This window comes from Klebsiella sp. YJ (genome assembly GCF_002108615.1).
Taxonomy (GTDB): Bacteria; Pseudomonadota; Gammaproteobacteria; order Enterobacterales; family Enterobacteriaceae; genus Klebsiella; species Klebsiella planticola.
Genome location: NZ_MTEG01000031.1, coordinates 37469 through 59241, shown reverse-complemented (window position 1 = coordinate 59241; position 21773 = coordinate 37469). Strand labels below are relative to the sequence as shown.

Annotated in this window: 22 protein-coding genes and 1 pseudogene; 10 read left to right on the top strand and 13 right to left on the bottom strand. The window is 53.2% G+C overall.

The features are described 5' to 3' along the window. Positions 1-76: 76 nt before the first annotated feature. Together BV390_RS25555 and BV390_RS25550 are read right to left on the bottom strand one after the other, a co-directional pair. Positions 77-538: a GNAT family N-acetyltransferase gene (locus BV390_RS25555; protein ID WP_047664769.1), complete on the bottom strand. Its 462-nt coding sequence runs from the start codon at positions 536-538 to the stop codon at positions 77-79. Positions 539-614: 76 nt separating this feature from the next. Continuing rightward, positions 615-1217, bottom strand: a complete 603-nt coding sequence (locus BV390_RS25550) for a helix-turn-helix domain-containing protein (RefSeq protein ID WP_032688045.1) — start codon at positions 1215-1217, stop codon at positions 615-617. 43 nt (positions 1218-1260) lie between these two features. On the opposite strand from BV390_RS25550, the gene BV390_RS25545 reads away from it, so the two are divergent. The 4 genes from BV390_RS25545 (at position 1261) to BV390_RS25530 (ending at position 5146) form a co-directional block, all read left to right on the top strand. Continuing rightward, complete coding sequence (locus BV390_RS25545) at positions 1261-1956, top strand: B3/B4 domain-containing protein (RefSeq protein ID WP_085397459.1); 696 nt, start codon at positions 1261-1263, stop codon at positions 1954-1956. A gap of 20 nt (positions 1957-1976) precedes the next feature. After that, positions 1977-2870: a dihydrodipicolinate synthase family protein gene (locus tag BV390_RS25540; protein WP_032700148.1), complete on the top strand. Its 894-nt coding sequence runs from the start codon at positions 1977-1979 to the stop codon at positions 2868-2870. 439 nt (positions 2871-3309) lie between these two features. Beyond that, the gene (locus tag BV390_RS25535) at positions 3310-3912 is read left to right on the top strand and encodes a TetR/AcrR family transcriptional regulator (protein WP_032688042.1); all 603 of its coding nucleotides are present in this window, start codon (positions 3310-3312) and stop codon (positions 3910-3912) included. A gap of 79 nt (positions 3913-3991) precedes the next feature. Next, positions 3992-5146 carry an MFS transporter gene (locus BV390_RS25530; RefSeq protein WP_085397458.1) on the top strand — a complete coding sequence of 385 codons (1155 nt, stop codon included), beginning with the start codon at positions 3992-3994 and terminating at the stop codon, positions 5144-5146. Between the two features lie 142 nt (positions 5147-5288). Here BV390_RS25530 and BV390_RS25525 read toward each other — a convergent pair. Then, positions 5289-5586: pseudogene (locus tag BV390_RS25525) on the bottom strand (transposase); the annotation flags it as partial. Positions 5587-5735: 149 nt separating this feature from the next. Next, complete coding sequence (locus tag BV390_RS25520; RefSeq protein WP_032688040.1) at positions 5736-6530, bottom strand: AraC family transcriptional regulator; 795 nt, start codon at positions 6528-6530, stop codon at positions 5736-5738. Between the two features lie 77 nt (positions 6531-6607). Here BV390_RS25520 and BV390_RS25515 point away from each other — a divergent pair, with 77 nt between their 5' ends. The 4 genes from BV390_RS25515 (at position 6608) to BV390_RS25500 (ending at position 10782) form a co-directional block, all read left to right on the top strand. Beyond that, on the top strand, positions 6608-8647 hold the full coding sequence (locus BV390_RS25515; protein WP_085397457.1) for an FUSC family protein: 2040 nt from the start codon (positions 6608-6610) through the stop codon (positions 8645-8647). Then, positions 8637-8852: a DUF1656 domain-containing protein gene (locus tag BV390_RS25510; protein WP_004850424.1), complete on the top strand. Its 216-nt coding sequence runs from the start codon at positions 8637-8639 to the stop codon at positions 8850-8852. Before BV390_RS25515 ends, BV390_RS25510 begins: the two co-directional genes overlap by 11 nt. Beyond that, positions 8849-9712, top strand: coding sequence for an efflux RND transporter periplasmic adaptor subunit (locus BV390_RS25505; protein ID WP_085397456.1), 864 nt, complete (start codon positions 8849-8851; stop codon positions 9710-9712). Before BV390_RS25510 ends, BV390_RS25505 begins: the two co-directional genes overlap by 4 nt. Before the next feature lie 242 nt (positions 9713-9954). Next, complete coding sequence (locus tag BV390_RS25500) at positions 9955-10782, top strand: aminoglycoside phosphotransferase family protein (RefSeq protein ID WP_032700131.1); 828 nt, start codon at positions 9955-9957, stop codon at positions 10780-10782. Positions 10783-10971: 189 nt separating this feature from the next. Here the strand turns inward: BV390_RS25500 and BV390_RS25495 are convergent, their stop codons facing one another. The 9 genes from BV390_RS25495 to BV390_RS25455 form a co-directional block, all read right to left on the bottom strand. Further along, positions 10972-12036: an alpha/beta hydrolase gene (locus tag BV390_RS25495; protein ID WP_085397455.1), complete on the bottom strand. Its 1065-nt coding sequence runs from the start codon at positions 12034-12036 to the stop codon at positions 10972-10974. Between the two features lie 107 nt (positions 12037-12143). Beyond that, the gene (locus tag BV390_RS25490) at positions 12144-12728 is read right to left on the bottom strand and encodes a flavodoxin (RefSeq protein ID WP_047664778.1); all 585 of its coding nucleotides are present in this window, start codon (positions 12726-12728) and stop codon (positions 12144-12146) included. Positions 12729-12737: 9 nt separating this feature from the next. After that, entirely contained in the window at positions 12738-13499 is a 762-nt protein-coding gene (locus tag BV390_RS25485) for a carboxymuconolactone decarboxylase family protein (RefSeq protein WP_046852665.1), read from the bottom strand. Next, positions 13477-13956 carry a (R)-mandelonitrile lyase gene (locus tag BV390_RS25480; protein ID WP_049266359.1) on the bottom strand — a complete coding sequence of 160 codons (480 nt, stop codon included), beginning with the start codon at positions 13954-13956 and terminating at the stop codon, positions 13477-13479. The genes BV390_RS25485 and BV390_RS25480 overlap by 23 nt, the downstream gene beginning before the upstream one ends. 107 nt (positions 13957-14063) lie before the next feature. Further along, complete coding sequence (locus BV390_RS25475; protein ID WP_048619537.1) at positions 14064-14711, bottom strand: DUF4405 domain-containing protein; 648 nt, start codon at positions 14709-14711, stop codon at positions 14064-14066. A 51-nt stretch (positions 14712-14762) separates the two neighbouring features. Beyond that, entirely contained in the window at positions 14763-15419 is a 657-nt protein-coding gene (locus BV390_RS25470) for a flavodoxin (protein WP_077267086.1), read from the bottom strand. 64 nt (positions 15420-15483) lie between these two features. Continuing rightward, positions 15484-16953, bottom strand: coding sequence for a heavy metal sensor histidine kinase (locus tag BV390_RS25465; protein WP_085397454.1), 1470 nt, complete (start codon positions 16951-16953; stop codon positions 15484-15486). A 15-nt stretch (positions 16954-16968) separates the two neighbouring features. Continuing rightward, a complete protein-coding gene (locus tag BV390_RS25460) occupies positions 16969-17649 on the bottom strand; it encodes a heavy metal response regulator transcription factor (protein WP_032695915.1) in 681 nt (226 codons plus the stop codon). Between the two features lie 14 nt (positions 17650-17663). Next, a complete protein-coding gene (locus tag BV390_RS25455; RefSeq protein WP_185954684.1) occupies positions 17664-18830 on the bottom strand; it encodes an aldo/keto reductase in 1167 nt (388 codons plus the stop codon). Positions 18831-19103: 273 nt separating this feature from the next. Here BV390_RS25455 and BV390_RS25450 point away from each other — a divergent pair, with 273 nt between their 5' ends. Beyond that, a complete protein-coding gene (locus BV390_RS25450; protein WP_227517251.1) occupies positions 19104-20129 on the top strand; it encodes an alpha/beta hydrolase in 1026 nt (341 codons plus the stop codon). Positions 20130-20709: 580 nt separating this feature from the next. Next, positions 20710-21765, top strand: coding sequence for an NAD(P)-dependent alcohol dehydrogenase (locus BV390_RS25445; RefSeq protein WP_046852663.1), 1056 nt, complete (start codon positions 20710-20712; stop codon positions 21763-21765). The last annotated feature ends 8 nt before the right edge of the window (positions 21766-21773 follow it).

Genomic DNA, 21773 nt, shown 5'->3' with positions numbered 1-21773 from the left:
TTTTTAACAGGGCTAACATGTGACGATAATATGCATGGCTGCCGCTGTATCGGGTAAATAGAGTGGGTACCGCCGCTTATTTTTGCCCGGGTTTACGATAAATGTCTGGTCGATTGATCTGCCAGACAAAATCTTGCCGGTTCAACGGGCTATACCCCAACTTCTGGTATAGCCAGGGCGCACTGTCGGTTACCAGCATTATCCGCCGCAGACGTGACATCACCGGATGGGCGTGACAGCATTCAATCAGCCAACGGCCAAGACCACTTTTCTGATAATCGTTCAGCACGTAGACGTCGCACAAATAACCAAAAGTGGCATAGTCGGTGACCAGACGGGCGAAGCCGATTTGTCTTGTTCCATCCAGAAGCGCAAAACAAAGGCTGTTCTGGATGGATAACCTGACCGTTTCGATATCAATACCAGGAGCCCAGGACGATTGTGAGAGGTAATCGTGAATGGCGTCCAGCTGAAAAAAAGCGGGATCGGTTGTGACAGTAAATTTATCTTTGGTAAAACTCAGATGCTGATTATTCACTGAACGTATCCTTCTGCACTTATTTGTGATGAGACAAGCCTTACTGGCGAGGGTTGGCTTCTGTACCGGGCAACACTCAGGATGCTTTTTCATGTACTGTCATGATGAAAACCAATGGGCTCTCTCCCCGGTTTTCATAGAAATGAGGAACGTCCGTTCTGGCCGTTGCCGAACAACCGGTCTTCACCAGATACAGGTGGTCCTGTACGCCAAGGGTGAGCGTACCCGTCTGGACATAAAACAATTCAAGCGTCCCTGCCGGGTGGCCGGGTGAAGCAAACTTTTCTCCCGCCTGCATTTCCCACATCCAGAGTTCTGTCATCTCAGGGCCACCAGATCCTGCCAGCAACCTTGCTCTGCCGCCTTTTTCACCTTCCCACAATTCTGGGATCTCATCTTCAGCAATGAGATGAACCGTCGGTTTTGCACTGACATCCACAAAGTCAGCCACCGAAACTCCCATCGCGGCAGCCAGCCGGCATAACAGGGCAATGCTGGGATTCGCCCGGCATCCCTCAATCTCAACCAGCGCCCCCTTACTGACGCCCGCCCGACGGGACAGTTCATCGAGTGATATTTTCTTTTGTTTACGATACAGCTTAATCCGTTGAGATACGGCTTCATTCACGGTGCTGACGATAGCATTTGCGTCGGTCATTAAATTGACTTTTTTGGTCATCGGTCATTATTATGGATTAAATTGGTCATTACAGGATTATCACGTGTTAACAGTCTCTCCGTCAATTGCCCCTGAAATTTATCGTATTGCTCCCGGCTTTCGGGCACTCAGTATCTACGTAAAAGCGGCGCCGGTGCTGAACCCTGATATTGGAGAAACGGCGCTGCGGGAGGCATGTGAAGCGGTTCTGGCCGGTGAGCCTGAATGGGCGGAATCTCATCTGGCCGCATGGGCCGAGGTTTTCCAGAAGTTTGGTGCTAAACCCAAACGCACCCCTTGTTCAGCTGACGCGTTACGTAAGCGCGTATTACGTGACGGTACGATGCCAGCGCTCGATCCCATCGTTGATCTTTATAACGCCGTTAGTCTCCGCTACGCCATTCCGGTTGGTGGCGAAAACATTGCTGCCTATCAGGGGTCGCCACGTCTGGTTGTGGCAGAAGGCACTGAGCCTTTTGATACGGTAAAAGAGGGGGACGCCGCCGTTGAATATCCTTCACAACATGAAGTTATCTGGCGCGATGATTCAGGCGTAACCTGCCGCCGCTGGAACTGGCGACAGGGGGTAAGAACCCGCTTAAGCGTGGAGGCTCAACACATGTGGTTTATTCTGGAAAATCTGCCGCAGATGCCGCTGGAGAAGCTTTACGACGCCGGGAAAATGCTGACTGACGGTCTTGAAAAAATGATGCCAGGTCTGTGGTTTGCTGTTGCTCTCATCGAAGAGCAACGCCAGTAATATCATTCAGGAGAAACACTATGTTTACCGGCTTGTCTGCGTTCCCGTTAACCCCAATCACCGCCAGCGGCGTGGACGAAAAGGGCTTCAGTCATATTCTTTCCCGCCTTACAGAAGCTCGGGTTGATTCTATGGGGATCCTGGGGTCAACCGGTAGCTATGCGTATCTGACCCGAGAGCAACGCCAGCGCGTAGCGACTCTGGCAAAACAGCATGCCGGGGACATCCCTGTCATGGTCTGTGTGGGGGCTGTCAGCACGGATGCCATCCTGCATCTGTCAGACGATGCGCAAGCGGCAGGCGCAGATGCCTTGCTGCTCCCGGCGGTTAGCTACCAGTCGCTCCGTGACGAAGAAGTCTTCGCACTCTTTGAGACCGTTACCCGGCATGTGTCTGTACCGGTATGCATCTATGATAATCCGGGCACCACGCATTTTACCTTTACGGATGAACTGCATGGCCTTCTCTCATCACTGGAGGGTGTGCGTTCGCTTAAGATCCCGGGCGTCCCTGATAGCCCGGCTGCAGCGGCTGAGCGGGTAGGGGCGTTGCGTCAACATTTGCGCCCTGGCGTAACCATCGGTATCAGTGGAGATGCTTATGCCGGGCTGGGATTAAACGCCGGCTGCGAAGTCTGGTACTCCGTGAGCGGCGGTTTGTTCCCGGAGACGGCGAAACAAATCACTGAAGCCGCGGCGGCGAACGAGCATGAGCGCGTCACGGCCCTGACTACCCGCCTTGAGCCTTTGTGGGCGCTTTTCCGTAAACATAGAGGAAGTATCCGGGTTATTGCCGCCGCCGCAGGCGTGCTTGGGCTGACTGACACGGATTGTTTGCCTCGACCTCTTCAGCCACTGTCGGCGGGGGATATTGCGGATATTGCCGGGGTGATAAGAGCACTGGAACTGAAATAATCCCTCTATTGGACCGGCAGTCTGCCGGGCCTGTAGAAAACCGAACGTGCAAAACTTTTCATGACAACCCTCAGAAAGAGGTATTGCTATCATCTGACCACGTGGCGAATTTTACGCCAGAATGACAAAGGTCCGTTTCTTGCTCGAAGCGGCCACCATGCACCTAAAGTCAGTCTGCTTCGAGCCAGGAGCGGAAGTTGTATGTTCACTAGAATACGGCAGATTCAGGTGTGAAAATTAACCATTACGCATAGTTGCCGTTTTATCAACGTACTATCCTGGAAAGGATAAAATCCACACGTTCCTCTACAGAAACGCATGGCAATTCATAAAAAAAGCTGTCGGCGCATCACCGCTGATTTTTTTATGAAAATTATTTGACTGATCGTTCCATAATCAATACTATGCCGCCTCAACTCATTTCAAGTCCCACATCCCTATGAGTGCTGAAAAGCCAACCTTTCCAGGTCGTCCACGAAAGTTCGAAGATCAGGATGTCATTGATGCTGCCGTCGCTGTTTTCAGCGCCAATGGTTATGCAGGCACCTCTGCGCAAGATTTATGCAATGGTACGGGATTAGGGCGGGGAAGCCTATACAATGCCTTTGGAAGCAAGCAAGCCCTGTACGAGCAAGCTTTGTTGCGCAGCCACGAACAAACTATGTCAGCACAGTTAACAATACTCACACAACCAGGTCCGGTAAAAGAGCGATTGCATACCCTTCTGCTCTGGGGTATTGCCGAAGATCTTTCTCAGCCAGAGCAGCATGATGCGATGGTCTTATTTTCAGCCCTGGAGATGGGCAGTAAAGATGAAGCCGTTGCGAACCTGAATAATGAATATCGTCAGCATTTAGAACAAACGCTGGTGGCGGTATTCATCGAAGGTCAACGAAGCGGTGAACTAAACAATAAAGCATCAGCCGTCGAAATGGCGAGAGGCTTTATGGCAGGCTATTACGGTTTACGTGTACTGAATAAAAACATTTCAGATAGAAAAATCCTCGAAGATGTCGTCGCTGGTCTGTTAATCAATTTATAAATTTAAGCGTAAAAGTTCATTGTTTACTTGCACTTATTTTTGTAACGATCGTTCCAATACAAGGAGAGAATAAAAAACTATGCCATTAGTCGTATATATTTTAGGGTTAGCCATTTTTTCATTAGGTACAGCAGAGTTAATGGTGGCGGGTATGATGACCACGCTATCTGAAGCATTTGGTGTTACAGTCGGCGAAGTCGGGCATTTGATTTCATATTATGCATTCGGTGTAATGCTAGGTGGCCCGGTATTAACCTACGCCTTTCTTAAGTTTAAAGCACCCTATCGTTCAACGTTATTATGGCTGTTAGGGTTATATGTTATCGTACAAGGATTAAGCGTCTTTGTTTCTGATTACAATGTGTTAGTTGCTATTCGAATCGTGACAGGTATTTTGTGTGCAGGGTGTTTAAGTCTTTCACTCGCGACAAGTATGGCTCTTGTCTCTGTAGAAAATCGCCCTCGTGCCGCATCAATAGTGATAGCAGGTTTTATGGTATCCAATGTCTTTGGTGTACCTATCGCGACAATCATTGACCAGCACTGGGGCTGGAAAATGAGTTTTGGGCTGGTCGCGGTCCTGGTTTTCATATGCCAGTTAGCATTAGTACGCTTATTGCCACATATGAGCGGCGGCGGTGCTATCAAGATGGCGGAAGAGATTAAGGCATTTAAAAATAAAGCCTATTGGAAAGCCTGTGCAACCAGCTGTTTGATTTTGGGTGCAAGTTTTGCGGCATTCAGTTATTTTGTTCCCGTGTTGACTGATGTCAGTGAATTTACAATGCAGACGGTTCCCTTCATTCTGATGCTTTATGGACTAGCCAATATCATCGGTAATATGGTAACGGGACGTCTTGCATATCGCCATAGTTTAGCTGTTATGGTTGTCGGCTTAACAATACTGAGTATTTCTTTGCTCGGCATGGCACTATTTGTTCAATATCAGGTTATTGCTATTCTGGCTGTCATACTCATCGGTTTGTCAGGCGTGCCAATGAATCCGGCAATGATGGCAAGAATTGTCAGTGTGGCACATCCAGGACCCATGGTTAATGCTGTTCATACTTCCATTATTAATATTGGATTAGGTGGCGGTTCTTATTTGGGTGGAATGGCAATTTCATCTGGATTCGGTTTGCGTTCAGCGTTATGGATTGGAATGGTATTAGCGGCTCTGGCTTTATTATCCGTATTACCTTATCTCCGTCGTAGTAAACAAGGCTGGAGTTAATAGGTTCCGAAGATAAAAACACCCTGATTATAAAAGTCATGGGGCGTCGATTTAGCCGTTAATTTTTATTCAAAATTCACTGGCCTTTATCATCGAGTGGGTTCTGCGTGCCGGGGTCTTTATCGATCTAGAGCCTTGGGTCATCACCTTCCCAGTGACCTGGTATGGCTCTGTCAGCGGCTTCAGGTGGCCTTTCGCTGATAGAGATTGTATCCGGGATTGCCCCTAATCCTTTCCCTTTTAGCGATAATGTTCTGGATCTACGCACGACTCTTTCGCTTCTGAGGCATTGCTGCAGTTCTTTTTTAATGCCCTCGGGTTTGTATAAAAAGCGTTTTATATATCGTTTCGTGTGACACATGCATTTCCTGATTATCCGGATAACAGCGTTTCAGCCAACCGGCGATTTGTTCCGGCGACCAGTCCTGATGCATCTTCTTTCGTTTCATGGCAACGTCCCCCTTCGATTAAGGATGGCGTTGCATCGACCCGTTGAACTCACCGCTCATAGCGGACCTCCAGCCCAGCCAGCTCGTCCGCTCCGTGCCAGACGCGGACATGGCACCGCCGTATCCAGCCTGCGCGTCACTCAGGGAGCTGCCGTTCTTCGACCGGCAAAATAGTGCGCGGGCGTGCTACCCATCGTTTTTCTGAACATGGTGATAAACGCATTTACCGACTCATACCCCAGATTAGCCGCGACGTTTTGCACCGATACCCCACTTGCCAGCTCCCGAAGGGCAATAATCAAATGCAGTTGCTGACGCCAGCGCCCGAAGGTCAGCCCGGTTTCGCGCAGCATCAGGCGTGCTAATGAACGCTCGCTGAGCGCCAGCCGTTTCGCCCAGGCTTTAAACGTGCTGCGATCCTCCGGGTGGCTGACCAGCGCATCAGCCATGGCGCGGATCTTAGGGTGTGCCGAAACCGGCAGACTCAATTGCTGCTGCGGCATGGTGGCCAGTTCATCGAGCGTCACTCTGATCAGCCTGCCAGCATGGCTCTCCGCTACGTAATCAACCCCCTCATTCGTTAAGCGGTCAACTAACTGTTTAATCAGCGGAGAAATTGCCAGCGTGCAACATTTTTCCGGCAGCGCGGCGGCGCCGGGTTCAATAAACAAATAGTTGAGATGCGCATTCCAGGTCGCTTTGGCGCTATGGGGGATCCCGCCGGGGATCCACACCGCGCAATCCGGCGGCACTATCCAGATATCGTTTTCCGCGCGACAAATCACTGCCCCATACAGGGCAACAATCAGTTGCCCCTTGCGGTGCGTATGAACCGGCACTTCTGCTGCATAATCAACGAAATCAATATGCCGCGCGACGGCCGGGCTCGGCGTGCTATCGGGATCAAACAGGGTATGGGCAAGTCTGGATGGCATCTCATTGGCAACATTTAGGTATTTTTTGACAGAATAGAGTATTTGAGGACAAGCGCAAAGCGGGAATAATTCCCGGCATGAGAAAATTCACTCCCCATCATAGTCGTGCTTTGCACGCGATAAGCCGTTGGTCAGGCCGCATAGCCTCACCCGCGCTACTGAGCGACGCCCATGCGCTGCTCTATTCCGTCAGGAGTTTTGTCGCCGCGATGCTCGCGTATTACATTGCCCTGGCGATTGGCCTTGAACGGCCCTCATGGGCCATCATCACCGTCTATATCGTTTCGCAAACCTCGGTGGGCGCGTCTTTGAGCAGGAGTCTATATCGCCTGGCAGGGACCGTGGCCGGCGCGGGGGCCACGGTGTTGATTGTGCCCACGTTTGTGAATACGCCGATTTTATGCAGCGTGATTCTGGCAGGCTGGATCAGCTTCTGCCTCTATTTATCCCTGCTTGAACGCACGCCCCGCGCCTATGCCTTTGTACTGGCCGGTTATACCGCAAGCCTGATTGGTTTTCCTGCCGTCTCTGACCCCGGCACGGTGTTTAACATCGCCATCATTCGGCTACAGGAGATCACCATCGGCATCGTCTGCGCCGCGCTGATTCACCGGTATATTTTGCCTACCCGGATATCAGGGCTGTTTAACAGCAAATTAGCGCAGACGCTGCAGGCCACGCGTCAGCGGATTGCCGACACTCTGGCGGGCAAGTCCAACGCGCAGTCAGAACCGCTGCATCTGGCGCTGGCGCTACAGTTCCTGCAGGGCGTCAGCCACCACATCCCGTATGATTTTGCGCTTTCGGTTCCGGTCCGCCAGGCCAGGAAAGCGCTCCATGACAGGCTGGCGCGGTTAGTTATTGTCAACGGCGAATTATGCGATCGTTTACAGGCGATCGCGGAGATGCCCGCCGATATGCAGACGCTGCTGGATGATGTTCAGGCCTGGTTGACCTGTGACGATACCGGGAAGCGCAAAAGAACAGCGGATGCGCTTCAACAACGCAGCGCGCAGTTAGCACAGCGGCACGCTGCGCAGGCGCTGACGTTTGAGGAGGCGCTGCGGGTGAATTTCTTACGCTATATCGTTGAGTTGATGACCCTCCTGCAACAGTGTGAGCGTCTTTCGGATGCCATCCATCACGCCAAATCCGCCCCCATTCAGGCAGAAGATCATGCGGCGAAAGGGTATGTTTTCCATCGCGATGCCCTCAGTGCCGCCCGAACGGCGCTGGGCGCTTTTGTCATCATTCTGGGCGGCTGTCTGCTATGGATTTACTCCGCCTGGCCCGACGGCGGCACGGCGGTCTCGATTCTTGGGGTTTGCTGCACGCTGTTTGGCAGTTTCGATACGCCGGCCCCGCATATTGTCAAATACATTATCGGCTCCGTCTGGGGCGTATTGATAAGCCTTATCTACAGCTTCGCGCTGCTTCCCCCGCTCAGCGATTTCCCGGTGCTGGTGGCGGCGCTTGCCCCGGTCTATCTGCTTGCCGGGTCACTGCAGGCGCGGCCGCCCACGACTTTTATGGCGATGGGGATTACCCTGACGCTGCCTGTGCTATGCGAGCTGGGCGCACGCTACAGCGGCGACTTCGCCGACGCGGCCAACACCGCTATCGCTCTGTTTTTCGCGACCGGCTTTGCGGTTATCGGCATGAGTCTGCTGCAAACCGTGCAGGCGGACGCGGCGATAAACCGTCTGCTAAAACTTTGCCAACGCGATATTCGCCGCAGCGTGAACGGCGTGTTTAAAGGCGATGAAACGCACTGGACCAATCTGATGATCGACCGGGCCGCGCTGTTGCTGCCACGCTTGCCGCGCAGCGGGCCGTCATCCGCACGGGCGCTTGAGAGCCTGGTACACTTTCTGCGCATTGGTCTCTGTGTGATGCGCTTGCGCCGTTGCGATACGCCCGCAGGCAGCGAGATCAACGAGGTGCTTTATCATCTGACCGGTACTACGGAAACCGCCGTCTTGCGCGAGCGTCTTGCCGTAATGGCAGCTCTCTGCTTGCCCGCGACAAATGAACAGTCATGCCAGTTTGTCGACCGGCTGGTTGATCTGCACTGCGCGCTACGGACACAGAACAAGGAACCTACTCATGATAAATGACATCAATATCGGCGGTGTTTTTATCCCCGGGCTGCTGCTGACCGCGCTTATCGCTCTGGTCTGTACGCTGTTACTCGTGCCGCTTTTTTCGTTCAGCAGACTTTACCGGCGTTTGCCCTTACGCCCGTTGCTTGATGTCTCAACCTATATCGTGACCTTTTTCCTGCTTTTGCAGGGCCTGACCACACTGGGGTTATTCGCATGAAACCTTTACTCTCTTTGCTCGGTCGTTACGCGCTGACGTTAATCGCAGTGGCGGTGGCGACTTGCGTGGCGTTTATTTTCTGGAAACAGTATGCGCAGACGCCCTGGACTCGCGATGGACGGGTTAGGGCAGATGTGGTGCAGATTGCGCCGGATGTTTCCGGGCCGGTGAGCCGCGTGGCTGTCCGGGATAATCAGTGGGTTAACCAGGGCGACGTGCTTTATGCTATCGACCCGCGCTGGCTGACGCTGGCCGTGCTCAGCGCGCAGGCCGACGTTGAAGCAAAACGTCATGAGATGCTGATGCGCCAGGATGCGGCCAGGCGACGAGCGCTCATTAAAGGGGTCATCTCCGGCGAGGACATCCAGCAAACAGGCAGTGCAGCACGCGTCGCGGCGGCCAATTATCAGGGGGCGCTGGCTGCGCTGGAACTGGCGCAGCTTAATTTATCTCATGCTACCGTGCGCGCACCGGTTGCCGGCTACGTCACGCATCTTCGACTTCGCCCAGGCGACTACGCCACGGTGGGAGAGACAAAGGTCGCCGTTGTCGATGCGCACAGTTTCTGGGTGGTAGGTTATTTTGAAGAGACCAAACTGCGTCATATTCGTATCGGGAACGCCGCACAAATTTCGCTGATGGGGTTCGAGCCGCCCATCACGGGGCATGTGGAGAGTATCGGCCGGGGAATCGATGATAGCAATGACGAGACGGGCGGGCTTGGGCTGCCGGATGTCAATCCCACCTTCAGCTGGGTGCGACTCGCGCAGCGAGTACCTGTACGTATCCAGTTAGATAAGATACCGGAGGGAATTGAACTGGTGGCAGGATTATCCGCCAGCGTTTCCATTATGCCTTAAAAGTTTTTAACCGTCCTGACGGCGGGCATTGCGGAAGAGCGGTTTGCGTGACTCCAGCCGCGATAAATAGAGCGTGAGCAACCGCTCTGATACAGCAGCTTGCCAGGTCCTTGCTTTGTGCCAGAAATGGACGTTCTCAATCCACAGTACAACTTCAGGGAATATCGGGATCCATAGGTTAATATAGTTCGGATGTATGCCTCAGTACGCCCGGCGGCAATAAGGATTTTAAAGGAATATCGATGGATACAGACACGTTAAGTTTTTGGTTAAATCGTTGGTTACTCATTCCGGATGGCGAGAAATTTATAACGCATACATCAACCTTGCTCCCGGTAAAAACAGCAACGCAGGGTATTAAGGCTATGCTGAAAGTAACTGATGATGCGGATGAGCAAACCGGGAACTCACTGATGGCATGGTGGGAAGGTAACGGTGCAGCGCAGGTTCTTGCTTATGAAAAAGAAGCTATTCTACTCGCTCGCGCTACGGGAACGGCAGCACTGTCAACGATGTCCAGAAATGGTCAAGACAATGAAGCCTGTCATATTTTGTGTGCAACTGCGAACAGGCTTCACCGCAAGTCAGATAAACCCTTGCCAAACCTTACACCTCTCCATCGCTGGTTTTCTTCGCTAAAACCCGCAGCCCTTGCGCATGGAGGTATTCTGGCGCAGTGCGCAGAGATCTCCCAGGAACTGCTCTCCTCTGCGCAAGACGTCGTTGTATTACATGGTGACTTGCATCACGACAACGTGCTTGATTTCGCATCATCTGGTTGGCTGGCCATTGATCCCAAAGGGCTACAAGGCGAACGAGGATTCGACTTTGCTAATATTTTCACCAATCCGGATCTTGGTAATCCTGAGCATTATGTTGCAAGAGTACCGGGTATTTTTAAACAGCGACTTGAGATCGTCACTGAGATGTCGGGAATCAATAGAGAGCGACTTCTGCAGTGGATAATTGCATGGTGCGGGCTCTCAGCGGCATGGTCGCTCGAATGCAATGATCGTATATCAGTCCAGGTTGAAATTGCTGAGTTGGCTATTGCTGAACTGAGCGTATGAGATGCTGGCAACGCCGGGCAGCTGAGTCACCATCCCACTTCTCATTTGCTGTTCAATGACAATCTGAAAGCCCGCTCTTTGCGCAAGGTCGGCCGTCACGTTCAACACCTTTCCACCAAAAGTTGTCCATTTTTTAATTCTGATGTGTGTATTGAGTCCTCAATAATAAAGGCTCAATACCCCCTCTTGTTATTGCAGATCTTTTTCCTTCAGGAACTGACTCACTAAATCAGCAATCTGCACATTGTTGAGGTCAGAGAACGGGAAGTGGGTATTACCTTTGATACCTGTCTCAGGCAGATGCGTCACAGTGACATCCCCGCCATGCTTGTTCACCACGTCACGCCACTCACGAGCCATCGCCAGGCGTACGCGCCAGCTGTCCTGCGCGGGCATGGCGACAGGTTTATCCGGGATGTTATCGCCGTAAATAATCAGAATCGGGATTTTAGTCAGCGCCATAAACTGTTGCATCGGCACAGGCTCACCCTTCAGCGTGTCGAACGCACTTGGCATAGGGACAGGGAGTTCTTTTTCCGGGAAGACAAAGCTGCTGCCAGGCTCGAAGGCGACAATAGCTTTGACCTTGTCGTTTTTCATCGCCGTGTACCAGCCCGGCCCGCCACCCTGAGAGTGGGTGAAGAGGATAGCCGGGCCGGATTTATCCACGACGGCGGACATTGCATCAGAGACAACGTTGATATCAAACGGCCCGGTATTCGGGGTCATCTGACGGAAATACTGATTCAGGGCTTCTTTGTCGTGAGAGAACTGAACGCCTTTAAAATACTCTGGCCACACGCCAACGCGGAACTGATTAAACCACATCTGTTCATCCGGTTTTGGCGTAACCGTACCTTCTACAGTCGTGCGCCCGGCGCTGCCCCGACGCGGCTGATCGACAAGATAAGTTGAGAATCCACGACGCAGGAATATGCTCTGGAACCCTTCACGACCATCCGGGGTGCTTTCCCAGGTGCGGGAGAACTGACCTGCGCCGTGCAGCATGACAATAGGGTATTTATGCGGATTCTCCGGAATTTGGTAGAACACGGAGGCATGATCGCCATGATAGGTTTGGCCAGCTGAATCCAGCGGCTTTTTCGCGTCAAATGTTCCTGGAGCGGTGATGATAGTGCCACCAGCAGAAAAGCTTCCCTGTTCCTGAATGACCAGCGGCCCGGCGTATACCGACTGAGCCACCAGGCCACTCGCCATCACGCAGATGGCCAGCGTTTTTACTATTGTCTTCAAAATGACATCCTCTGTTATGTTTGCCGTTCAATCATATCTGAATGGCCGGAGTGAATTATTTAGCAGCCTTGATTGCCCCTATTTGTCCGACTCATAAATGCGGACGATTAGCCGCGTAGGGTTTCTAACCAGCTGTTGACCGTTTCTGTGGTTCTTCGCTCCTGGTCGCATTCAATGACCAGCGGTTTTTCCCGACGGGCTGTTGGGGCCAGGCTGGTAAGGATGTCGTCGCTGTCTCCTTTACCGTAGCCGCCGTGAGTAATGAAGGGGATCAGTAATTTGCCCGCAAGGTTATGGCTGCTGAGAAATGCCTGCACTACAGGCGGCACGCTGGTCCCCCAGATGGGAAAACCTAAATACACGGTCTCGTAGCGTGAGATATCTGCGACGCGATTTTTTAAGGCGGGTTTTACGCCTCGCTCACGCTCATTTTTCGCCTGTTCCACGGTCTGGAAATAGTCTTCCGGATAAGGCGTAGCCGGTTCAATTTCAAACAGATCGGTATTCAGGTTGCGGTGAATGACGCCGGCAATCACCCGTGTATTTCCGCTGCGGGAAAAGTACGCCACCAGAACACGGCTTTTACCCTGCACGTTCGCGTTTCCGGTGGCTGCCGATGCCAGGGAGACGTTCGCCAGCGTCAGCCCGGCAAGTGCGGTGATTAACATTCTGCGGTGGGGATCATGCTCCATAGCCAACTCCTAATGGTTTGCGAGCGCCTGTTGCAGCGCCTTTTCCGCTCGCGTAGCCGCATCACTTTCGCCATGCTCACGCAGAACCTGTGCCAGCTGGCGCAGCTGCGCGGCGGTCAGGCCGACCCGCATGCTGGCTCGCGTATGCGATAGCAGCTGGGCTTCAACGCCCGGCGTGGCCGCTAATGCGCCAACTGTTGCCAGCTCGCGGCTCTGCCAGTCGAGGTTATCGCGGGCGAAAATGTCGCCGAACAGATGCGTTTGCAGAAACTGATTAATGACCGGCGCAAAATCAAACAGCGGCCCCTGGACGGGCGCGCCTGAGATTTTGGTCTGGTTCGCGGTCCCGACCCGGCGAAGTTCCTCCCCGGTGGGGACGGGGGCGACAGGCTCTTTACCCTCAACGTCTTCGATGCCACGTTGTTTGCGTGCTTCGACGACCTTCATCAGTTCGCTAAGTGCATTCAGGCTACGAGGGAAGCCGGTGTAGGCATAGAGCTGGACGAGAATCTCTTTGGCTTCGTTTATTGTGAGCCCGGCGTCAAGCCCCTGATTCAGTGCCGCATTCAGCTTGTCCATCTGACTGCTGGCCATCGATGCCGCGATCAACGGGATGGCCTGCTGGCGAGCTGACAGCGTATCTGAAACGGTTGATGGCTGGTTCATTTCTGAGGCTCCTTTATTGACGGGCGCAGCATGTGCCGTGAGACCAAAACCAAAGGTCAGCAGTAGCGCTGCCGTTAATGTCTTAATGGGCGTGGTATTGTTCATCTGTCACTTTCTCCATCCAGTTAACGCTTTTGCCATCCACAATCCCGGTAATCGCCAGATGCGTCATTGCACTGCCAGGGGCAGCCCCGTGCCAGTGTTTAACGCCCGCCGGGCAAGAGACAACGTCACCCGTGCGGATGACCTGCACCGGCTGACCTGCTTGTTGGGTGAGCCCAACACCCGAGGTCACGATCAGCCGCTGACCTGCCGGATGCGTATGCCAGGCGGAGCGGGCTCCCGGTTCAAAGGTGACATAAGCCCCGGAAACGCTAATTTCGTTATCAGGTTTGAAAAGAGGATCAACCCTGACGCGACCGGTAAAATTCTCCGCTGGCCCATACACCGCATTCTGGCTTCCGGCGGGGGCGATTTGGACAGCGGGCTTTTGCTCCGCTGCCGAGGATGAAAAGGTGAAGAGGGGCAGTAACAGCCCGAGGTAACGTAAATGTCCGATCATGCAAAGCGTCCTTATCTACAATGAGGGGGATGGCCTGCAATGATTGTAATAAGGGTGACATGTCGTCAGGCTGACGACCCCCTGACAATTCTGTCAGTTAACCCCAATTATGGTGACAGCGCTTTGTACTGTCTAAAAATAAGGCACCAAAGCAAAAAGCGTGTCATTAATGAAAATAAAATAATAATAGCCAGATAGCGTAAATAAAACAGAAGGGGGGATTCGTCGTAATCGAAAAAGGAGAAATCAACCTTCATCAACAAATAGTCGAGATAGTTCAGATTCAGAAGCCAGTATAAACCCAGTAGTGCGATGAGCGAAAAAATCCCCGGCATAATGACATTTGCAAAGCGTGAGTCGTCGGCGATGTTCAGGATCCGACAGAAAAAGGTTGCCAGCATTTTCCAGTGCAACCCGATATGCAGCGCCAGAATGAGCATTCCCCAGTGGACCGACGTCATGTGTACTTTTCTGACCCAGCTTGCCGGGTTGTGGAACGGCAGGTCCAGAAGGATATGTCGGGACAGCATCATGCCAGAGACAATAGCGGTCAGGATAACAGCGAATGTCACAGCATTAATGACTCTGTTAATTATCCGCATGGTTAAAGGCATTTTCGCCGACAATGACCACAAGCGATGTCTGTTAAGATATAAATGCAACATGATGAGCAGTGAAAAAATAATCCCCGCCCATTCATGCACGATTTCATCCTGAAGATGAAACCCCATCAGCACCAGCAGAAGTAACGTCATTAGCGTATCCTGCATCACCTGAAAAATATAAATTTTCTTCATGTCGATGGCTTAACGCTGCGGCTGGACTTGTTTTACCCATTGCTCAACTTGCGCGGGTACGTCAGGATCTGAAATATCGTTGCGCGAGATCGAGAGCGCGCGAGTGACTAATTTGGCCTGCGGCTGCATGCGGGCAATTTCTCGTAGGGAGTCGGCTAACCGGCTGCCACCATGGGTGGTAAAGGGGATGACCGTTTTACCGGCAAAATCATTTTGCTCAAAAAGGCTATATATCACCATTGGCATGGTATACCACCAGATGGGATAGCCGACGTAAATGGTGTCGTAATCGCTGAGAGCGGGGAGCGGCGTTTTTAGCGCGGGCCTGGCTTGAGTTTGCTGCTCCTTTTCGGCAACGCGTAAAAGCGCATCATGTTGGCGAGGGTAGGCGCTGGTTGTTTCAAGGCGAAACAGGTCGCCGTGAGTCTGTTTCTGAACCAACTGCGCAATAAACTGCGTGCTGCCGGTCTCTGGGGTATTTTTTTGTAATACGCTGGCCCCGGAAAAACCATCCGCCGCATCAGGTTTCATTTCCTCGGGTTGTGAAAAGTAGATAATCAGCGTGCGGGACTGAGCGGATGAATTCTCTGCTGCGAACGCGGGCTGTCCCAGAAGCCCCGTGACAATTATCGCCAGAAACCCGCTAAATAACTTGTTTATTCTCACTGTTTCCTTCCTTCAATCAGCAGTGGTGAGTCTGAGCGGTGATTCTGGCGCAAGTAGCCTGACATCAGACTGACGGCTCTCTGACAATTTCGTCAGCAGGTTTAGCGCGTTGGCGTCCCGATTTTGTCTCTGAAATCAGTCCCTCTGTTCGGATAGCGTCAGGCTGTTTAGCAAACGTCAGCCCAAAGGTATTGATGCCACCTTCACTGCGGGCAAAGACATCTCCCCGGTGCATAATGGCAACGGCACGCACGATCGACAGGCCCAGCCCATGATGGGTATCACTCCTGGCCCGGGAGGTGTCGACACGATAAAACCGTTCAAAAAGCCGATGTAAGTGCTCTGGTGCTATCGCATCGCCAGGGTTAGAAACTGCCACACAGGCTTGATTGTTTTTTTCGCTTAGGCGCACCGTAACCGTGCTAGTGGGGGGTGAGTGTCTTGCGCTGTTTTCCAGTAAATTGGCCAGCGAGCGGTGGAACAGCCGCCGGTCGATGTGCGCGGTGACATCGCCCTCAACATCCAGAGAAAGCTGTTTTTCTGCAAAAGAGGGCTCAACATACTCCGCGGTTTTCAGGGTTTCTTCCCGCAGGGACACCTGCGTAAGCTGGGAAGCATGTTCACCCGCATGGGCATGGGACAGGAACAGCATGTCGTTCACGATAGACGTCATTCGCTCCAGCTCCTCGAGATTTGAACCCAGTAACTCTTCCAGCTCATCAGGCGAGCGTCGGCGTGAGAGCCCCAGTTGCGTCTGACCAATCAGGTTCGTCAGCGGTGTGCGGAGTTCATGGGCGACATCGGCGTTAAAGCTTTCAAGCTGTCGCCAGGCGACTTCCTGACGCGCTAATACGCCGTTAAAAGATGAGGCTAACTGCTGTAGCTCTTCGGGCAATGCGCGGGTATTCAGGCGTTGGCCATGGTCCACCGGCGCGAGATGTTGTGCCTGTTTACTGAGCATCCCCACCGGGCGCAGACCAATCCTTGAAACGACATATCCCAGCAGGGCGACGATCGCTACGCCCAGGGCGGCAATAATCAGCAGCGTACGCGTGAAGGCATTCAGAGTGCCCATATACGGCGTGGAGTCGATGGCAACCACGTAGCGCAGCTCCGGCCTTTCACCGTTGGCGGGGATGGTTTTGACTAACAGGAACAGTGAACATGCGCCTTCCGATGCGCCGGGCACGCGATTAAACCCCTCTTGTAAAACGGGCCACTGCACTCCCAGCGGCGGCGTTCCCCCTATACTAAAGCGCGGGTCATCGCTCACTATCCAGTAGCGAACGCGCTCACCTTCAGAATTGGTTAACAGAGTAAATTTACTGGCCAGCGTCGACCAGCCGTCAGCCGAGGTGCGGGCGGTGATCCATGGACTCATCAATGATTCCCGGAACAACAGCTCATTGTGCATCTGCTTTTGCAGAGAGTCATGCAGGGAGCTTCTTAGCAGGATACCGATAACGGAAACAATCAGCAGCGCGGACAGGGCAAACATCAGCGCCAGGTGGACTGAGATGGAGCGCTTAAGCATGCTTATCCCCTTCATTTATTCAGCGCGGACTTCAAGGACGTACCCCATGCCACGGACGGTATGAAGCAGCTTAATGTCGAACGGGGCATCCACTTTGGCGCGCAGACGTTTAATGGCGACTTCAACCACGTTGGCATCGCTGTCAAAATTCATGTCCCATATCTGCTCAGCAATCATCATCTTTGACAGAATTTCTCCCTGATGGCGGGAGAGGAGGCTCAACAGGGAAAACTCTTTCGCGGTCAGTTCCAGTCGGGTTCCGGCGCGAAATACCCGGCGAGCCAGTAAGTCGAGATGCAGATCGTGAATGTGCAGCTGGGTGATGTCTGCGCCATCCACAGCCCGGCGCCGCACCAGGGCCTGAATACGCGCCACCAGTTCAATAAGCGAAAAGGGTTTCGGGAGATAATCATCAGCGCCAAGGCGAAGCCCTTTGACCCGTTCGTCGACCGATCCCCGTGCCGAGAGCATCAGCACCGGCGTCTGTTTGACGGCTCGCACCCCCTCGAGTACCCGGTAGCCATCCATCCCCGGCAGCATCACATCAAGAATGATGGCGTCATAATCGAACTCCAGCGCGTAATGAAGGCCTTCCGCGCCATCGGCGGAGATATCGACCGTAAATCCGGACTCACCCAGCGCACGGTTGAGATAGGTTGACGTTTTTTCTTCATCTTCGACTAACAACAGGCGCATAACGGGATTTCCTCTTAACTTTGCAACGGTGCTTCAACATCGGAATAAACCTGCACGGCATCCGGCAGACGTTGACCCTGGATAGTGATGGTATCCAGTGAGCGAGTGAGCTCGGTCATCTCCGTGGCGGTCAGCGACACGCCGCTAGCCGCTGTGTTTTGCCGCATATGGTCTTTATTGGTGGTGCCAGGGATGGGAACTATCCAGGGTTTACGGGCCAGGAGCCATGCCAGCGCAATCTGTCCCGGCGCGGCATTTTTTCTTATTGCCCAGGATTTCAGTAGTTCAACCAGTTGTAAGTTGTGTGGCAGGTTATCAGGCGAGAAGCGCGTTTCTGTCGCGCGGAAATCACCGGTAGCGAACCGGGTATTCTCATCAATCCAGCCGGTTAAAAATTGCACGCCGAGTGGACTCCATGGCACGAACCCAATGCCCAGCTCTTCACACACCGGAAGCACCTGTTTCTCAGGGCCGCGCCAGAGCATGGAGTATTCACTTTGTACGGCGGTCACGGGTAATGCTGCGTGGGCGCGTCTCAACGTGTTGATACCCATTTCAGACAGACCCCAGTGCAGGACTTTTCCTTGATCCATTAAATCTTTCACCACACCGGCGACATCTTCGATCGGGATCTGCGGATCAACACGGTGTTGATACAGTAAGTCGATGCGATCGGTACGCAGGCGTTTGAGCATATTGTCGACGACCTGCCTGATATGCTCCGGCCTGCTGTTAAGGCCCGGCAGACGCTTACCCGTCTGCTGGTCAATGTTCCAGCCAAACTTGGTGGCGATAACGATTTTGTCCCTGAACGGGGCGACGCCTTCTCCGAGAATTTTTTCGACTTCAAACGGGCCGTAGGCTTCGGCGGCATCGAAGAACGTCACACCTTCATCAAATGCCCGGTGGATAACATTGACCATCTCGGGACGCCAGGGAACGGACGTGTCGTATTTGCGACTCATGTTCTGCACGCCCAGACCGACGGCAGAAACTTCCAGCTTCCCGAGCTTACGCTTGCCCGGAGCAGCATTGCGTTGGCTGGTTTGTCTGGATGTATCGACCTGAGAGGATTGGCTCGCCGCCGATACGTGGGGAATCAGCGAGGCGGCGGCAATACCCGCCCCGGCGACTAATAGCTTGCGCCGCTCTGGCATTGTTGGGGCATTCTGGCTTTTCATTGATCGCTCCGTTTCTCAGAAAATTGAACATGAATCTCCTTTAAGCGAGATCATTCTGCTCCTTGCTAGCCAACATAAAGCTGACGCTTACCTGACAGCGCTGTCAGGAACACTTCCCCATCCCGGCCGCTTCCTGACAAAAATGTTATTTCTCGGTCACGCAGCTGACAGCCTGTTCTCCCTAACCTGAGGCTGCATATTTAATTTCGCGAGCCTGTATAACCAGGCCGACACTCATCGGGAGAGACCATGAAATTCACGCTTATCAGTGCCATGCTACTCACGGCAATGGCCGGAGTGACCTCAGTCAATGCGGCTGATTACAAGAAAAATCCATTCACACTGGCCTATGACGGTGCCATTACTGAGAACGTCAAAGGCAAGGTCAATATTCATTCGGTGAAATACGATCTGCACGGCATCCAGATTGCTGCCAACGTCTATACGCCAGCTAACTACGATCCCGCCAAAAAATACCCTGCCGTGGTAGTCGCGCATCCTAATGGCGGTGTAAAAGAACAGGTCGCCGGGTTGTATGCCCAGCGTCTCGCTGAGCAGGGCTACATCACGATTACCGCCGACGCCGCGTATCAGGGCGCCAGCGGTGGGATGCCTCGCAGCGTGGATAAACCGGCAAATCGTATCGAGGATATCCACGGTATGGCGGATTACATCAGCCAGTATCCCGGGGTTGATACTTCCCGCCTTGGCCTGCTTGGCATTTGCGGTGGCGGCGGGTATTCACTGGTTGCCGCCGAGACGGACAAACGGTTCAAATCGATTGCAACTATCAGCATGTTTAATTCAGGTCTTGTGCGCCGCAACGGTATGCAGGATTCACAGCTGGAGACCATCCAGCAGCGGCTTCAGCAGGCTTCTGACGCTCGCGCTCAGGAAGCAGCCGGAGGCGAAGTGCTTTACTCCGGCGATGCCAACCTGACTGATGAACAGATTGCTAAATTACCTTTTGCCTTGTATCGCCAGGGCTACGAGTACTACTGGAAAACCCACGCACACCCGAACTCCACGTTTAAATACACCACCAGCAGCCTTCTGGATTTGATGAGCTTTGACGTAACGGACCATATCAATCTCATCAATAAACCGCTGCTGATGATTGCCGGTACAAAAGCCGATACGCTCTATATGACTGAAGATGCGTTTGCGAAAGCCAGCGGTACGAAGGATAAAGAACTGTTCCTGATCGATGGCGCTACCCATATTGAAACGTATTGGGTGCCTAAATACGTTGACCAGGCAATGCAAAAATTAGACGTCTTCTTCGATAAGCATATTTAGTTAGCCTCCGATGACGCCCCAGCCGCGCAGGCTGGGGTACTCTCATCAGCGGTAGCTACTTTCCTGCTGTATTTCATATTGTGTCTTCAGCCGATATCCCCAGATTAACGAAGATGCGGTTAAAGATAATTACGCTGATTAAATAGGCGCTATGAATGGAATTCATAGACCTGATCCGGAGCAGGGAATGAAAACGATGAGCCTGAGGTGACAGGCTGGTTCTCGAGCGAGTGAATCATTCACTTCATATGCCTTTCAGGCGGAGGATCAAATGAGTTCACAGCGCCCGTTACCATTGAGTGGGGTTAAAAAAAGCCACTTGGCCAACGCCTTTCCTCCCGCTCTTATTCCCTGCGATGTTCCCGGCCACATTGCGCGTGAAGCGCCATACGCGCCCGCCAACGGCGCTATTCAGCCAGGTCCCTGCATATCGTCGCAGGAGATAAGCCCGGCGATATCTTCCCGCGAACGGATATTCACGGCTCAAGAGTAATAGGCAGTCATCAGGCAGGATCGGGCTCACCGGGTTGTGCATCTGGCCGCTACAGTTCAGCAAGGTTAATGCACAACAGGAGCAGCTATGAAAACGATGGGTTATGCCGCACTTAATGCCACCACTCCGCTGGTTCCCTTCAGCTTTGAACGACGCGCCTTGCGCAGGAATGATGTGGCGATTGAGATCCTGTGGTCCGGGGTGTGCCACAGCGATCTGCATCAAACCCGGGATGACTGGAAAGAGTGGGGGGCGACCGTTTACCCCTGCGTTCCCGGGCACGAAATTATTGGCCGGGTGACTGAGGTTGGCAGTGAAGTGAGCCGCTATCAGGTCGGGCAAATGGTGGCCGTCGGGACGATAGTCGACAGCTGCCAGGAGTGCGATCAGTGCCGTCGACACGAAGAGCAGATGTGCCGAGAATTTCCGACGGTGACCTACAACGGCCGCGATCGCATTTCAGGTGAGATAACCTATGGCGGCTATGCGAAACATATCGTGGTACGAGAAGAGTTTGTCTTAAATCTGCCGGAAGCGCTCGATCCTTCCCGCGCCGCGCCGCTCCTGTGCGCCGGTATTACCGTTTACTCCCCGCTGCGCACCTGGAATGTGGGGCCGGGCTCACGCGTCGGGGTGATTGGCATCGGTGGCCTGGGACATCTTGCCGTACGTCTGGCAGAGGCGCTGGGCGCTACGGTCACCGTGATTACCCGTAGCGCGGCAAAAGCTCAGGAGGCGCATGAGCTGGGGGCGAAACATGTTTTACTGTCGACATCAGCAGAGGATATGCAGCGGGCAGGCTCCTCGTTCGACGTGATTATTGACACGATCCCCACCCGGCACGATCTCTCTGCGTACGTGCCATTGCTGGATATCGAAGGGGCGCTGGTGATTGTTGGCAATCTGGGGAATATGGAGGGTTTCAGCACCTTACCGCTAATCCTGGGGCGCCGCCGCATTACCGGCTCACCTTCCGGCGGCATTGCGCAAACCCAGGAGATGCTGAATTTCTGCGCGCAGAAAGGGGTTTACCCGGAGTGCGAGATCATCCCGATACAGCAGATTAACCAGGCATTTGAACGCATGGAGCGGGGAGAGGTGAAGTACCGTTTCGTGATTGATATGGCCTCGCTGTCGGCCTGATAAGGACG

What these genes read in the sequence shown, in the direction of transcription:
- BV390_RS25550 (WP_032688045.1), bottom strand. Translation starts at nt 1,217, where the DNA reads ATGACCAAAAAAGTCAATTTAATGACCGACGCAAATGCTATCGTCAGC.
- BV390_RS25540 (WP_032700148.1), top strand. Translation starts at nt 1,977, where the DNA reads ATGTTTACCGGCTTGTCTGCGTTCCCGTTAACCCCAATCACCGCCAGC.
- BV390_RS25535 (WP_032688042.1), top strand. Translation starts at nt 3,310, where the DNA reads ATGAGTGCTGAAAAGCCAACCTTTCCAGGTCGTCCACGAAAGTTCGAA.
- BV390_RS25530 (WP_085397458.1), top strand. Translation starts at nt 3,992, where the DNA reads ATGCCATTAGTCGTATATATTTTAGGGTTAGCCATTTTTTCATTAGGT.
- BV390_RS25520 (WP_032688040.1), bottom strand. Translation starts at nt 6,530, where the DNA reads ATGCCATCCAGACTTGCCCATACCCTGTTTGATCCCGATAGCACGCCG.
- BV390_RS25515 (WP_085397457.1), top strand. Translation starts at nt 6,608, where the DNA reads ATGAGAAAATTCACTCCCCATCATAGTCGTGCTTTGCACGCGATAAGC.
- BV390_RS25510 (WP_004850424.1), top strand. Translation starts at nt 8,637, where the DNA reads ATGATAAATGACATCAATATCGGCGGTGTTTTTATCCCCGGGCTGCTG.
- BV390_RS25505 (WP_085397456.1), top strand. Translation starts at nt 8,849, where the DNA reads ATGAAACCTTTACTCTCTTTGCTCGGTCGTTACGCGCTGACGTTAATC.
- BV390_RS25500 (WP_032700131.1), top strand. Translation starts at nt 9,955, where the DNA reads ATGGATACAGACACGTTAAGTTTTTGGTTAAATCGTTGGTTACTCATT.
- BV390_RS25490 (WP_047664778.1), bottom strand. Translation starts at nt 12,728, where the DNA reads ATGGAGCATGATCCCCACCGCAGAATGTTAATCACCGCACTTGCCGGG.
- BV390_RS25485 (WP_046852665.1), bottom strand. Translation starts at nt 13,499, where the DNA reads ATGAACAATACCACGCCCATTAAGACATTAACGGCAGCGCTACTGCTG.
- BV390_RS25480 (WP_049266359.1), bottom strand. Translation starts at nt 13,956, where the DNA reads ATGATCGGACATTTACGTTACCTCGGGCTGTTACTGCCCCTCTTCACC.
- BV390_RS25475 (WP_048619537.1), bottom strand. Translation starts at nt 14,711, where the DNA reads ATGACGTTACTTCTGCTGGTGCTGATGGGGTTTCATCTTCAGGATGAA.
- BV390_RS25465 (WP_085397454.1), bottom strand. Translation starts at nt 16,953, where the DNA reads ATGCTTAAGCGCTCCATCTCAGTCCACCTGGCGCTGATGTTTGCCCTG.
- BV390_RS25460 (WP_032695915.1), bottom strand. Translation starts at nt 17,649, where the DNA reads ATGCGCCTGTTGTTAGTCGAAGATGAAGAAAAAACGTCAACCTATCTC.
- BV390_RS25455 (WP_185954684.1), bottom strand. Translation starts at nt 18,830, where the DNA reads ATGAAAAGCCAGAATGCCCCAACAATGCCAGAGCGGCGCAAGCTATTA.
- BV390_RS25450 (WP_227517251.1), top strand. Translation starts at nt 19,104, where the DNA reads ATGCTACTCACGGCAATGGCCGGAGTGACCTCAGTCAATGCGGCTGAT.
- BV390_RS25445 (WP_046852663.1), top strand. Translation starts at nt 20,710, where the DNA reads ATGAAAACGATGGGTTATGCCGCACTTAATGCCACCACTCCGCTGGTT.